The following is a 13,379-nucleotide window of genomic DNA, read 5'->3' on the forward strand; positions in this document are numbered from 1 at the left end:
GCGCCTGCACCGGCGCCGCGCGCCCGGCGGCCAGCGGCCCGCGCCCCGGCCCGCCGCAGGCCGCCGCGGCCTCCAGGCCGTCCGGGCTCTGGGTGCCGGGCCGGTTGCCGCTGAAGCAGTTGGCGGGGTCGACCGAGGCGAGCACCAGATCGGCCCCGTTGCCGTCCACCTGGTTGCCCTCGACCCGGTTGCCGCTCGCCGGGTGGCCCGCCGGATCGGTGACGATCACCCCCGCCGCCCGGTTGCCCCGGACCAGGTTGCGCTCCACCCGGTTCGCCGTGCCGCCGCCGATCCCGATGCCGATCCCGAAGCCGCCGTCCGCCTGCTGGGGCGAGTCGGCGGCGTTGTTGTCGACCACCACGTTGCCCGCGATCACCGCGCCGTGCTGCGGGGCCAGCGCCTCCAGGTCGTTGGAGTTCACCGTGACGCCCACCCGGTTGCCCGCCGCGCGGTTGCCCAGGATCGACAGGCCGTCCGAGGCGTTGGTCAGCTCCACGCCGACCGCGTTGCGCTCCACCGTGTTGCCGCGCACCAGCGTGTCGCAGGGCTTGCACTGGCCGACGTAGATGCCGGAGTCGGCGTGCCCGGAGGCGTAGGACTCCTCGATCACCCCGGCGCGCGCGTCGAAGGCGTAGATGCCGTACAGGCCGTTGTTGTACGCCGTCACCCGGGTCGCCCGGAAGCCCTCCACGGGCGGGAAGCGCCGGGTGTCCAGCGGGTCGTACGCCGAGCCGCCCGCGCCGCGCTGCTGGAGCTTCTCGTCGGTCACGCCGGTGAACAGCACGCCGTTGGCCAGGTAGCCGCGCACGGTGAGGTTCTCCACCACCGTGCCGGGGCCGGTGGCGGTGATGCCGTTGGCCAGCTTCAGCCCGCCGTCGAGCACCACGGCGGAGCGGTCCGTGCCGCGCACCACGATGTTCCGCTTGGCGACGCGCACGCTCTCGCGGTAGGTGCCGGGGCCGATCAGCACCGTGTCGCCCTCGTGCGCGACGTCCACCGCCTTCTGGATGGTGGGGAAGTCCTCGGGGACGCGCACCACGCTCCCGCCCGGGTGCTTGGCGTCCTCCGCGGCCGGACCGGACGAGGAGCACCCGGCCGCCGCCAGGACGGCCAGGGCGGCCACGGCCGTCACAGCGGTCCTGCGGGGTGACTGACGATCAGGAAACGTGATTTGCATGGCACGTGTTCTATCGTCTCCAATAGGGCGCATGCCCACCGAACCGGAAAACGCGTCGCTTCCGAACCTCCCCGCCGCGTCCGGTCTCGGGAGGCGAAGGGCGCTGCTGGCGGCCGGTGCGGCGCTCGCCGCCGGCGTCGGCGCGACGGTCGCCGACCTGGCGGACCGCGACCGGAAGCCGGGCCACGCCACCACCTCCACCGGCGCCCCGCCGCCCGAGGGCCCGATCCCCTTCCACGGCGCCCGACAGGCCGCGCTGACGGCCCCGCAGCTCCCCGCGACCAGGCTGCTCGCCTTCGACCTCCCGGCGGCCTCCGCCGCCGCCGACCGCGAGGCCCTGCGCGCCCTGCTCACCGCCTGGACCCGCACCCTGGCCGCGGCCGCCGGACCGTCACCCGACCCGCGCCTGCGCGCCGACGGCGCCGCGCCCCGGCTCACCTCGCTGGTCGGCCTCGGCCCGGCCCTCGCCACCCGCCTCTCGCTCGCCGTCCCCGCCGGACTCGCCGAACTGCCGGCCTTCCCCGGCGACCGGCTCGACCCGGCCCGCGGCGGCGGCGACCTGCTGCTCCAGCTCTGCGCCGCCGACCACTGGACGCTCGCCGTCGTCGCCGAACTCGCCACCACCGCCGCCCAGGGCGCCGGCGCCACCCCCCGCTGGGCACAGTCAGGCTTCCTGCCCGGGACCGCCCCGGGCGCCACGCCCCGCAACCTGTTCGGCTTCAAGGACGGCACCGCCAACCCCGACGAGGACGCCGCCCGCCAGTGGGTCTGGGGCCCGCCCGGGCCGCACGAGAACGCCACCGTCCTGGTCTACCGGCGGATCCGGATGGACACCGCCGCCTTCGCCGCCCTCCCCGAGGAGCAGCAGAACCTCGCCATGGGCCGCCGCGCCGGCGACGGCGCCCCGCTCACCGGCACCGCCGAACGCGACGAACCGGACCTCTACGCCAAGCACCCCGACGGCGCCTACGTCATCCCCGCCACCTCCCACGTGCGCCTCACCGGCCCCCGCCTCGACGGCGGCGCCCGGATGCTGCGCCGCGGCTACAGCTACGACGACGCCCCCGGCGACCGCGGTCTGCTCTTCTGCGCCTTCATGCGCGACGCGGGCCAGTTCACCCGCGTGCAGAACCGCCTCGCCGAGCGCGACGCGCTCAACCCCTTCGTCGAGCACACCGCCTCCGCCGTCGCCTACGTCCTCCCCGGAGCCCCGGAGGGCACCGTGCTCGGCGCGCAGCTCTGGGCCTGAGCCGGCCTCGGCCCGGTGCGGGCTCAGCCCGTGGCGGTTTCGCGCAGCCGCCGCTTGTCCGGCTTGCCGACGGACGTCAGCGGGATCTCGTCGACCAGGTGGAGCACCTCGGGGGCGTAGATCCGGCCCTTGCGCGCGGTGACGAAGGCGCGGAGCTCGTCCAGCCGCGGCCGCTGACCCGGGGCGGGGACCACGGCGACATGGACGTGCTCCCCCTCCTGCTCGTCGCGGACCCCGAAGACCGCGCAGCGGGCGACCGCCGGGTGGGTGACCAGGAGGTCCTCCACCTCGGACGGGTAGACGTGTCCGCCGACCACGATGATCAGGTCCTTGACCCGGTCGGAGAGGTAGAGGTACCCGTCCTCGTCGAAGTGGCCGACGTCGCCGGTGTTGAGCCAGCCGTCGCGCAGCACCGCGTCGGTGAGGTCGGGCCGCTTCCAGTACCCGGCCATGACGCCCTCGGAGCGCAGGTGGATCTCGCCCTGGTCGCCGGTCGGCAGGTCGGCGCCGTCCAGGGAGCGGATCGCCACCTCGACCCCCGGGACCGGCCGCCCGACGGGGACCGGCCCGTCCTGGCCGATCCGGGCGTGCTCCGGCGGGGTCAGCACGGTGATCAGCTGCGCCTCCGACATCCCGTAGAGGCCGGTCAGGATCGGCCCGAACACCTTGAGCGCCTCGCGGATCCGGGGCGCCGAGGCGGCGCTGCCGCCGTACAGGATGTGCCGCAGGGAGGACAGGTCGGTGCGGCCGACGGCCGGGTGGTCGAGCAACCGGTGGAGCAGCGGCGGCAGCACCCAGAGGTCGGTGATCCGTTCGCGCTCGACGGCCGCCAGGACCGCGCCCGGGTCGAAGGAGCGCTGGAGGACGACCGTGCCGCCGCGATGGAGGGTCAGGTCGGCGAGGACCCCGGCGAGGTGGGCGAGCGGGGTCGCGGCCAGCAGGCGGGGCGGTCCGTCGGCGCCGCCGCTGCCGAGCGGGACGTCGAAGATGCCGCGGTAGGGTCCGTGCAGGCTGACGATGCCCTTCGGGATGCCCGTCGTGCCCCCGGTGTGGCGGATGCCGTGGTCGTCCTCGGGGCGGATCCGGACGTTCGGAGCCTCGGCCGGGCGGTCGGCGGAGGCCGCGATGACGTCCTCACCGACGGCGGCCCCCGAGTCCGGCCCGGGGCCGAGGGTGAGGACCGTCGGCACGTCGACCAGCGGGAGCAACTCGGCGGCCGAGGCGTACCGTTCGGCGTCCACGAGCAGGATGGCAGTGTCGACGCTCGCCGTGATCTCGGCCAGGACCGGCGCGCTCATACCGTCGTACAGGATCACCAGCCGGGCGCCCGAGAGTCCAACCGCGTACCGCGCCCCGAGTGCCTCGGCGGTGTTGCCGGTCAGCAGGGTCACGGTGGTGCCCCGGGCGGCGCCCCGGGCGATCAGCTCGTGCGCGAGGCGGTAGGTGGCGGCGGCGAACTCGCCGGAGGCGATCCGGACGCCGTCGGCGGTGACGACGGCCGGCCGGTCGGGGTCGGCCGCGAGGGACCGGAGGATCAGCGCGGCTCCGCTGACGAACTCCGGCCCGTCCGCGGCCACGTCTTCCTTGTAGTCTGCAACCATGGGCCCAGGCTAACCCCACCCCGGCCACCGGGGCGGGCATGCCCGGCGGGTGTTTGGCGCGAAAGCGCCGCCACCGGACCGAATGTGATGGATCATCAGTCCGTCTGCGTCGGCGGTGCACGGCGCCGCCGTCCGAGCCGGGCGCGCCGACGTCCTCATCAGGGCGCCCGGCTCCGTCGGCCGGACCGTCCGTAACGGCCGCTGCGGGTCAGGTGGCCAGTACCTCCACCGTGTGGACGGCGTTGCGGGCACCGGACGGTGGCTGGACACGGCCGTGGGCGTCGGTGGCGCGGCAGCGGATGCGGTGCGGGCCGGGGGTGAGCCGGCAGGGCAGGGCGAACCGCTGCCAGACGGGGTGCGGGCCGCGCGGGTGCAGGAGGGCCGGGCGCCAGCCGGTGTCGTCGACGGCGATCTCCATCGAGACGACCGGCGCGTGGCTCCACGCCCGGCCGGTCACCTCGTACGTCCCGGCGGGCACCCGCTGACCGTCGTGCGGGGCGAGGAGTTTGCTGTTGACGTCGACCTCCCGGACCGGGCGCGGGGCGCCGCCGCCCGGTGGGACGCGGGTGTAGAGGCGGGTGGTGAACAGGTGCTCGGGCCGGTGGTCGGCCAGCACCAGGCGGGTCAGCCACTTGACCGAGTTGGTGGCGAACAGCCCGGGCGCCACCGCCCGCAGCGGGAAGCCGTGCCGCCCGGGAAGCGGTTCGCCGTTGACGGTGTCGGCCAGCAGCACTTCCTCGCGGGCCTGCTCCAGCGGGAGGTCCTTCAGGTACGTCAGCCCGCTCTCGCCCGCGAACGAGCCGCGGTCGGCGCCCTCGAACCAGATGTGCCGGGCCTGCGGGCGCGGGGTCGCGAGGTCCAGGACGTCGGACAGTGCGACGCCGGACCACTCCAGGTTGGCGATCGCGCGGGTCGGGACGTCGGGGCGGGAGGGGCTGCCGAAGCACTCGTGGAAGGCGGTCAGGCTGGTCCGGGCCAGCCCGCGCAGCGCCGGCAGGTCCAGCCAGAGCGGCCGCTCCACCAGGCCTTCGACGGTCAACGTCCAGGAGGAGGCGTCGAGTTCGGGCGACGGTCCGAGGTGGTTCCGGACGAAGAGGTGCTCGACGGGGGTGAGGAAGGCGTCGGGGGTGCTCGGGTCGGCGGGCGTTGCCTGCACGCGGGCTCCGTACGTCGTCGGGCGGCCCGGTGGGACCGGGGCGGGTGGACCGGGTGGAGTATAGGAAGGATTCCGGCCCCGAACGATCCGTGTCCACCCACCGGCCCGGTAGCCTTGCGCACGCCGGCCGGGCGGCGGCCGGGCGGGGAGTGGTGGACGTGCGCGACGAACAGGGCCTTCGGGTCGAGGAGTTGTCGATCCACGAGCTGGCCTACCTGGCCGGGGGCCCGTGGCGGGTGGCCGAGACCGCGCTGGTGCGGATGCTCCTGGCGGCCCGGGTGGAGATCGACCGGCACGGCATGGTCCGGGTCGTCCGGCCCCGCCCGCGCGACGAGGTGGAGGCCGTGCTGCTCGCCGCGCTCGGCCCGTCCGGCACCGGCTGGCTGGGCGCCCCGCGTGCCGCGTTCGGTCCCAGCGCGCCCGCCCGGGAGCTGGAGGCGGGCCTGCGCCGCCGCGGCCTGCTGGTCGGCGGCCTCCCCCCGTCCACCCGGCCCACCCCGTCCGCCGGCGGACGCGTCCTGAGGCTGCCGGCCGCGGCGGTGGGCGTGCTGCTGATCGTCGTCGCGGCCGTCACCGCCCGGCTTTCCGTCGCGGTCCTCGGCGCGGACCGGACCCTCGCCATGCTGTTCGCCGGCCTGGCCGCCCTGTCGGCCGGCGCCGCCCTGACCCGCCGCGCACCGCCGGCCGCCGAGCCCCGGACGCGGGCCGCCGACCGCGTCGTCCCCCTGCTCGCCGCTCTCCGGGCCGGTGAACCGGCGCCCCCGGGCTGGTGCCTCCCGGGGGACGGCCCCACCCCGACCGGCCGCACCACCTGGGCGGTCCTCGCCGCCACCGGGGTGGAGGCGCTGGGCCGGCCCCGACTCACCGCCGCCGTTCGGGGCCGCACGTAGAGTTTCCCAACTCGTCAACCATTGAGGGTGGTTGACGTCGACCCGGCCGCCACACTGAAGGGGTAGGCGAGCCGGGGCGGGGAGGGTGCGGTGTCGGACGGTCCGGACGTCGGAGCAGCGTCCAGTACGGGCGGCCACCCGCCGGACCCGGTCCACCCGCCGGACCCCGGGCGCCCGGGTGCCGCGACGGCCGGTTGGTACCAGCGGCCCGTCGTCCAGTTCGCGGTCTTCCCGTTGGCCGCGCTCGTCCTCGCGGCCCTGGGCATCGGCGTCCCCCTGCTCCAGCACGGCGACGGCGGACGCGCGGCGCGTCCGGCGCCCGCGTCCGCCGCGGCACCGGCGACGTCTTCGAGGTCCTCATCACCAGGGCCGGGCCGCACCACCGCCGCCTCCCCGACGCTGGACCCCACGGTCCACGACTTCGACCGCTACCTGACCGGCGTCGCGGACATCACGGTGGGCGACGACAACCTCCTGGACCTCGACACCATGGCGGTGGTGCCGAGCGGAACGCCGGGCGCCGACGTCCGGCTCGACTCCGGCCGGCTGTTCCACGGGGCGCGGGAGAAGACCGAGGACCAGGGCATGGGCGTCATCAACAACGCCGACATCCCCAACTGCTCGACGCGGACCCAACTCGTCGACGGCAAAATCGACTTCGACGCGCTCCTGCGCGACCAGAGCATCTGCGTGAAGACCAGCCAGGGCCGCTGGGCCCTGCTCCGGATCGCCGCCCGGATGCCCAGGTCCGCCTACACCTTCCACATCGGCTTCACCGACGCGGCGCCGTCAGCCGGCCTTCCCCAGCGCGGCCGGCCGGAGCCGGTCCGCCTCGGGGCCCGACTGAAGGAATTCGAGCGTGGCCAGTTCGTTCACCGTCTCCTGAAGCCGGCTGATCCGGTCCCGGCCGATCCGGACGAGTTGCTCCCCGGCGGCGGCCCACCGGTCGAGGTCGGGTGAGAGGGGCGGGATGCCGGCGAGGATGTCGGCACTCTCCTTGAGGGTGATCCCCACGCGCTGCGCGGCGAGCGCGAGCCTGACCCGGCAGATCGCGTCGACGGTGAAGCGGCGGGCGTTGCCGCTGCTCCGGTAGCCGCTGATCACGCCGTAGCGCTCGTAGAAGCGGACCGCGTTGGGCGTCACCCCGGCGGCCCGGGCCAACTGTCCGACCGTCAGCGAGGCGTGGCTCGCTTCGAGGCCGGGGTGCTCGATGGTGGTCATGGCATCCGTCCCGCGTTCATCGATGAATCCTGCCGGTCCAGTATCACAGCGGAGTAGCGGCGCGGCGGGGGAGCGCAACCGTGCACGCCCCCGCCGCCAGGGCCGCCGGGGCTACGCCGGGCCGACCGGATCCGCGACCCGAAGGGCCCGCAACGCCCTCGCCCACGTGCGCAGTTCCTCCAGCGTCGAGTGCAGCGCCTTCGTCGCACCCGGTGGAGCGACGAAGTGACCGTCGGCGTCGATGTGCTCCCACGCCATCGGCAGCAGCACCGACTCCCGGATCGTGGTGGCGCGCAGCTCCGGAAGGACCGTCCGCAACTGCTCGATGGCCCTGATACCGCCGGAGCCGCCGTATCCGACGAAGGCGACCGGCTTGTACGCCCACTCGGTGAAGTGCCAGTCGATCGCGTTCTTCAGTGCCGCCGGGAAGCTGTGGTTGTACTCCGGGGTGAGGAACACGAACCCGTCGGCCCCCGCGAGCCGCCCGGCGATCGGGGACGCGGCCGCCCCGCCCGGCTGCATCTCGTGCATCGGCAGCGGGGCCGTGGCGAGGTCGATCATGTCGAGGTCGATCCAGTCGATCGCGGAGAGCTCCTGCTCCAACCACGCGGCGAGGGAATCGGCCAGTCGGGGCTTGCGCACGCTTCCGATCACCACGGCGATCCGGAGCCGGACGTTGACGTTGTCTTCTGTCATGCCGACGACGCTAGGTCTTCGCCTATGGGCGAACTCAAGCCGATCCGTCCGGTCGCCGGGAGGACGAACGGCCCGGCGCCCCGCGTAGCGCGTGGACCGGATCGCCGGGCCGCGGGGCGACCGCACACTGTACGGCAGCGGCGGGCGGTGGCCGGCCAGGGTCGACACCTTCGTGCGGCCCGCATCACCCCCGAGCAGGTCGACCGGCCCGCGCCGACCACGAGGCCCACCCTGGCCTGACCCCCGCACCCGGGGAGGGGTCAAGGCCCCTCCCCGCAACTGCTCACCAGCACCTGAGGTACCCGCCCCTGGCGGACCACGGCCGCCACCGGCGAGCCGAGCGCCGTCCGTCGGTGCGTGAGCGAGCGGCCCGTGCGGCTCCTCGTTCGTGGTGAGCAGGCCCTGGTGTTGCCGACCCGGCGGGCGCGGGCCGGCGAGTTCGCGGTCCGCGGCTCGGCGAACGGGCGCGGGCCTCAGGGCAGGTGCGGCCCAGGACCGCGGCCGGCGCCTCGCCGGCGTCGGCCGGGTTGGGTCAGGACGGCGGGACCGCCCCTCCAGGACACGGCCGCGCCTCCGACCGGAAGGGCGGCGGCCCGTCGCCCGGAGCCGTAGCCGGTGCCAGGCGGCGGGTAGCTCCTGGAGCGGATCCGGGCGCAGTCCTCCGCCGTACAGTGGATGCGCAGCACTCCCGCAGCCCACGACCCGCCGGCTGTCGGCCGTCGTGATCACCGGCAGCCGACTGCCGTTCGGTGTGTGCCGGTGGGCGGGCAGGGTAGGCGCGGCGTGTTGCAGAGAGTGATCGAGGAGGAGGACGTGACCGCGCTGTTCACCAACCGCAGGGACGCCGGGCTCAGGCTTGCGCGGCGGACCGGGGAGTACCTGCGGGCGCGGGGTGGGGCGGAACCCGTGGTGGTGGGGTTGGCGCCGGGCGGGGTCGCGGTCGCGGCGGAGGTGGCGCGTGAGCTGGCGGCGCCGCTGGACGTGGTGGTCGCGCGGGCGCTCAACGCGCCCGGCAACGGGACGCCGCTCGGGGCGCTGGCCGACGAGGCGCCGCCGGTGCTGAACCGGCGGGCGATGCGCGGGCTCGGGCTGGGGGAGGAGGACCTCGAAGGCGAGGTGACCCACCAGCGGGTGGAGCTGCACCGGCTGGAGAAGCTGTACCGGGACCGCAGGCCGCCGCTGCCGGTGGACGGCCGGACGGTCGTCCTGGTCACCGACGGCGTGGTGTACGGGCCGGTCGCCCCGGCCGCCGTCCAGGCCCTGCGCGGGCGCGGGCCGGACCTGCTGGTGCTGGCCGCGCCGGTGTGCGACGCGCGGGAGGCGGCGGCGCTGCGCCGGGTCGTCGACGCGCTGCTCTGCCTGCGCGAGAGCACCTACCTGCACGCGGTGGGCCCCTGGTACGACGACTTCCGGGACGTCACCGACCGCGAGGTGGCCGTCCTGCTGCGCCAGCAGCCGGTGCGCCGCTGAGGATCAGATCCCCGAGGCCGGGAGCAGCAGCAGGCGGTCGGGGTCGAAGGGCATCCAGGCCGGGGGCTCGCCGCGGCCCAGCGTCCGGACCCGGCACCAGGCCTGGGCGCCGGCCGGGCGCCACCAGGCGTTGATCCGGCCCACGGACCAGCCGCCGTCCGGGAGGTTGACCTGGACCGGGTGGTAGGCGGGCTCGACCTCGTGAGCCGGCGGCTGCCAGCCGGGTGCGTCCATGCTGTCCCCTCCTCTGCGGGTCGTCGGGTCGACTCTACAGGCGTGTAGTAGTTCGTGGGAGTCCGACGAGTGAAATCCGGTCGAGCGGACGGGGGTCGGGCGCGTACGGTCGGGTGCCACGTCGGAGTCCGGAGGCGGGGGGAGTGCCGTGGATGCCGGATGGGGGGCCGCGTTGCCGCTGGGCCTGGTGGTCCTGGTGGGCGCGTCCGTGCAGCGGCTGGCGGGGGTCGGGTTCGCGCTGGTCGCGGGACCGGCGCTGGTCCTGCTGCTGGGGCCGGGCGACGGGGTGACGCTGTCCAACTGCGCGGCCGGCGCCATCAGTGCGGTCGGGCTGGCCGGCACCTGGCGGCAGGTGCGGCTCGCCCGGATGCTGCCGCTGACCGGGGCGGCCGCGTGCACCGTGCCGCTGGGCGCCTGGACCGCCGGCCGGGTGCCCGCGCCGGCGCTGCTGATCGGTATCGGACTGCTGGTCGGCGCCGCGGCGCTGCTGGTGATCGGGGGCGTGCGGGCCGCCGGGCTCCGCGGTGTCCGGGGCGCGCTGGCGGCGGGCGCGGCCAGCGGGTTCATGAACTCCGCCGCCGGGGTCGGCGGCCCGGCCGTCTCGCTCTACGCCGTCAACACGGGCTGGAGCGCCCGCGAGTTCCTGCCCAACGCGCAGTTCTACGGGGTGGCCGTCAACCTCCTCTCGCTCGCCGCCAAGGGGGCGCCGCAGCTGGCTGCGCCCGCGTGGTCGGCGGCGGCGGCCGGGATCGCGCTCGGCGCCGGCGTCGGCAGGGCGCTGGCGGACCGGGTGCCCGAGCGCCGCACCCGGGCGGTGGTGCTCGGCCTGGCGCTGGCCGGCGGCCTGACCACCCTCGGCAAGGGGGTCCGGGACCTGTGACGGACCCGGTGGCCGGCGGTGCCGGCGGCCCGGCCGCGGCCTGGGGCAGACTGTCCGGGTGCAGCTGCGTATCGAAGCCGTCGACCTCCCGGGCCGCTCGTGCCCGGCCGCGCCGGGCTTTCCCGGCTACCGGAACATCCACGTCGCCGTGCAGCGGCGCGAGCGCCCCGGCGAACTCCTCGGCCTCCAGCCCGGTGACGCGCCCTCGGCCGTCTGGACGCTGGAGTGCACGGTGAGCCCCGTGCCCGGCGGCATCGACGTCAAGGGCCCGTACGTCCAGGGCCGCCCCGGGCAGCGCTTCGTCTACCTGGTCTGGGGCGCGGTCGACGACGCCGGAGCCCTCAGCGTGTTCCGCCGGGCCAAGCTCATGCTCGACGCCGTCGACGCGCGGGTGGCCGCCGACGCGACGGCGACCGGGCGGCTGACCGGCCGCCTCGGTCTGACCGATGCCAAGGGGCAGCCGCTCTGCGCGGCCGTCCGGCCCCCGCAGGTGGTGTGGACGGCCGAAGGGGTGGACGGGGGCTGAGCGGACCGCGCTTACCGTTCCCACATACCGGGCCTGGGTATAGTGACCGCCATGCGCCAGGACGCCGCCCCTCCCTCCCGCGACCCGCGTCGCCGTGGAGCGGGGGCGGGGGCGCGAGCGGGGACGGGAGCGGCGCTCCTTCTCCTCCTGCTGACCGCCCTCGGGCTGATCGGCCATCACACCCTGCCGGCCGGTGTCACCGCGGCCCCGCACACCGCTGCGGCCCCACACACCGCCGCGGCGACGACGGCGAGCGCCGACCGTCCGGCCGCCACCCACCGGCATCCCGGCGTCTCCGCCCACCAGCACCCCGGCGTCTCCGGCCACCGGGCGCCGGCCGTCGCCGAGCACCCCGTCCGGGCCTGCGCCGAACACCGGGTCTGCTCCTCGACGGCGCCCGCGCGCGGCGTCCTGCTCGACGGCCCGCCGCAGACCGGCCTCGCCGCCGAGCGCACCGGCGCCGACCCGGCGCCGCACCGCCCGGCGACCGCGCCCGGCAGCCCCGGGCCGGGCGCACCACCGCCCGACCTCGACGTCCTCTCGGTCTCGCGCAGATAGGCGCCCCGACGGCGGCGGGGGAGCGAACAGCCTCCCGCCGCCGGTCGGCCCTGTCCACCGGCACGGCCGTCGAGGCCGGTGCCGACGCGCACTCACCCGAGAGACCCCGATGCCCGAATTCACCGTCAACCGCCGTTCCCTGCTGCGCGCGGGCCTGGGCGCCGTCGGCGCCGGCCTGCTCGCCGCCTGCACCGACGCGGCCGCCACGCCGCCGCTCGTCGACCCGTCCGGCGGCCCCGTCGCCGAGGCGGAGGCCAAGCGGCACGGCACCGGCAAGGAGCGCCCGGTGACCGTCACCGCGACGGCCCAGGCCGTCGACCTGGGCGGCGGGACCACCGCCGCGACCTGGACCTTCGGCGCCCTGCCCGGCCCCGCGATCCGCACCACGGCCGGGGACACCCTGGTCGCCACCCTGGACAACCGGCTGCCCGTGGCGACCTCGCTGCACTGGCACGGCCTGGCGCTGCGCAACGACATGGACGGCGTACCGCCGGTCACCATGCGGCCGGTCGCGGCCGGCGGCAGCCACACCTACCGCTTCGTCACCGACCGGCCGGGCACCTACTGGTTCCACCCGCACGTCGGCGTCCAGCTCGACCGCGGCCTGTACGCGCCGCTGATCGTCGAGGACCCGCAGGAGCCGCTGGGGTACGACGAGGAGTGGGTGGTCGTCCTGGACGACTGGCTGGACGGCCTCACCGGAACCCCGGACCAGGCGTTCACCGAACTCCGCAAGGGCATGGGCGGCGGCAGCGGCGGCCACGACATGAGCGGGATGCCCGGCCACGGCACGGGCGGCACGGGCGGTCACGCGATGCCCGGCACGGACGCGGGCACGGGTGCGCCCGCCGGCCGGGCGCCGTCGTCGTTCATGCTCATGGGCGCCACCAGCGACCTGCTCGGCGGCGACGCGGGCGACGTCCGCTACCCGCACCACCTGGTGAACGGCCGGATCGCGGCCGACCCCGAGGTGTACCGGTCCAGGCCCGGCCGCCGGGTGCGGCTGCGGATCGTCAACGCGGGCGGCGACACCGCCTACCGCCTCGCCCTGGGCGGCCACCGGCTGACCGTCACCCACACCGACGGCTTCCCGGTGGCGCACGAGGAGGTGGACGCCCTGCTGATCGGCATGGGCGAGCGCTACGACGCCCTGGTCACCCTCCAGGACGGCGTCTTCCCGCTGACCGCGCTCGCCGAGGGCAAGGACGCCGCCGGGCGGGCGCTGGTCCGCACCGGCACGGGCGAGGCGCCGGCGGACACCGTCCGCCCCGCCGAGCTGAACGGGCGGATCCTCGCCGCCTCCGACCTGCGGGCGGCGGACGAGGTCCGGCTGCCGTCGCGCACGCCCGGGCGCACCCACCGGATCGAGCTGACCGGCGGCATGGCCCGGTACGACTGGGCGCTCAACGGGCGCCCCTTCGACATGGCGAGGCCGACCGACCGTCCCTTCCTGGTCGGCGCCGGGGAGCGGGTCCGGCTGGAGTTCGTCAACCGGACGGAGATGTGGCATCCCATGCACCTGCACGGCCACACCTTCCAGGTCGGTGACGGGGGACCGCGCAAGGACACCGTGATCGTGCTGCCCGGGCGGACGGTGACCTGCGACTTCGACGCCGACAACCCGGGGCAGTGGATGACGCACTGCCACAACGCCTACCACGGCGAGGCCGGGATGATGGGTCTGGTCGCCTACCGGGCCTGAGCCCGGCCCGGTCCCGGGC

Annotated in this window: 13 protein-coding genes; 7 read left to right on the forward strand and 6 right to left on the reverse strand. The window is 75.9% G+C overall.

Annotated elements, in window-relative coordinates; all coding sequences use genetic code 11:
- A partial coding sequence (locus tag ACFU74_RS30950; RefSeq protein WP_380762732.1) for a nitrous oxide reductase family maturation protein NosD occupies positions 1 to 1,132 on the reverse strand: 1,132 nt, incomplete at its 3' end.
- Positions 1,133 to 1,208: 76 nt separating this feature from the next.
- Between ACFU74_RS30950 and ACFU74_RS30955 the strand changes: the two genes are divergently transcribed.
- Positions 1,209 to 2,426 (forward strand): Dyp-type peroxidase, encoded by a 1,218-nt coding sequence (locus ACFU74_RS30955; RefSeq protein ID WP_380762735.1) that lies wholly within the window; start codon positions 1,209 to 1,211, stop codon positions 2,424 to 2,426.
- A 23-nt stretch (positions 2,427 to 2,449) separates the two neighbouring features.
- On the opposite strand, the gene ACFU74_RS30960 is transcribed toward ACFU74_RS30955, so the two are convergent.
- Positions 2,450 to 4,027: an AMP-binding protein gene (locus tag ACFU74_RS30960; protein WP_380762737.1), complete on the reverse strand. Its 1,578-nt coding sequence runs from the start codon at positions 4,025 to 4,027 to the stop codon at positions 2,450 to 2,452.
- A gap of 208 nt (positions 4,028 to 4,235) precedes the next feature.
- Positions 4,236 to 5,183 (reverse strand): molybdopterin-dependent oxidoreductase, encoded by a 948-nt coding sequence (locus tag ACFU74_RS30965; RefSeq protein WP_380762740.1) that lies wholly within the window; start codon positions 5,181 to 5,183, stop codon positions 4,236 to 4,238.
- A gap of 158 nt (positions 5,184 to 5,341) precedes the next feature.
- Between ACFU74_RS30965 and ACFU74_RS30970 the strand changes: the two genes are divergently transcribed.
- Entirely contained in the window at positions 5,342 to 6,073 is a 732-nt protein-coding gene (locus tag ACFU74_RS30970; protein WP_380762743.1) for a TIGR04222 domain-containing membrane protein, read from the forward strand.
- A gap of 789 nt (positions 6,074 to 6,862) precedes the next feature.
- Here ACFU74_RS30970 and ACFU74_RS30975 read toward each other — a convergent pair.
- On the reverse strand, positions 6,863 to 7,294 hold the full coding sequence (locus ACFU74_RS30975; RefSeq protein ID WP_380762745.1) for a MerR family transcriptional regulator: 432 nt from the start codon (positions 7,292 to 7,294) through the stop codon (positions 6,863 to 6,865).
- Positions 7,295 to 7,405: 111 nt separating this feature from the next.
- Positions 7,406 to 7,990: an NADPH-dependent FMN reductase gene (locus ACFU74_RS30980; RefSeq protein WP_380762747.1), complete on the reverse strand. Its 585-nt coding sequence runs from the start codon at positions 7,988 to 7,990 to the stop codon at positions 7,406 to 7,408.
- 783 nt (positions 7,991 to 8,773) lie between these two features.
- Between ACFU74_RS30980 and ACFU74_RS30985 the strand changes: the two genes are divergently transcribed.
- Complete coding sequence (locus ACFU74_RS30985; protein ID WP_380762749.1) at positions 8,774 to 9,460, forward strand: phosphoribosyltransferase; 687 nt, start codon at positions 8,774 to 8,776, stop codon at positions 9,458 to 9,460.
- Between the two features lie 3 nt (positions 9,461 to 9,463).
- Here ACFU74_RS30985 and ACFU74_RS30990 read toward each other — a convergent pair whose 3' ends face one another.
- Positions 9,464 to 9,694: a hypothetical protein gene (locus tag ACFU74_RS30990; protein WP_380762752.1), complete on the reverse strand. Its 231-nt coding sequence runs from the start codon at positions 9,692 to 9,694 to the stop codon at positions 9,464 to 9,466.
- Between the two features lie 148 nt (positions 9,695 to 9,842).
- Here ACFU74_RS30990 and ACFU74_RS30995 point away from each other — a divergent pair, with 148 nt between their 5' ends.
- From ACFU74_RS30995 to ACFU74_RS31010, 4 genes are all read left to right on the forward strand, one after another.
- Positions 9,843 to 10,574 carry a sulfite exporter TauE/SafE family protein gene (locus tag ACFU74_RS30995; RefSeq protein WP_380762755.1) on the forward strand — a complete coding sequence of 244 codons (732 nt, stop codon included), beginning with the start codon at positions 9,843 to 9,845 and terminating at the stop codon, positions 10,572 to 10,574.
- A gap of 58 nt (positions 10,575 to 10,632) precedes the next feature.
- Complete coding sequence (locus ACFU74_RS31000; RefSeq protein WP_380762757.1) at positions 10,633 to 11,100, forward strand: DUF5990 family protein; 468 nt, start codon at positions 10,633 to 10,635, stop codon at positions 11,098 to 11,100.
- A gap of 51 nt (positions 11,101 to 11,151) precedes the next feature.
- Positions 11,152 to 11,658, forward strand: coding sequence for a hypothetical protein (locus ACFU74_RS31005; RefSeq protein WP_380762759.1), 507 nt, complete (start codon positions 11,152 to 11,154; stop codon positions 11,656 to 11,658).
- A 109-nt stretch (positions 11,659 to 11,767) separates the two neighbouring features.
- Positions 11,768 to 13,360: a multicopper oxidase family protein gene (locus ACFU74_RS31010; protein WP_380762761.1), complete on the forward strand. Its 1,593-nt coding sequence runs from the start codon at positions 11,768 to 11,770 to the stop codon at positions 13,358 to 13,360.
- Positions 13,361 to 13,379 lie beyond the last annotated feature (19 nt).

The organism is Kitasatospora sp. NPDC057500 (genome assembly GCF_042802195.1).
Lineage (GTDB): Bacteria > Actinomycetota > Actinomycetes > Streptomycetales > Streptomycetaceae > Kitasatospora.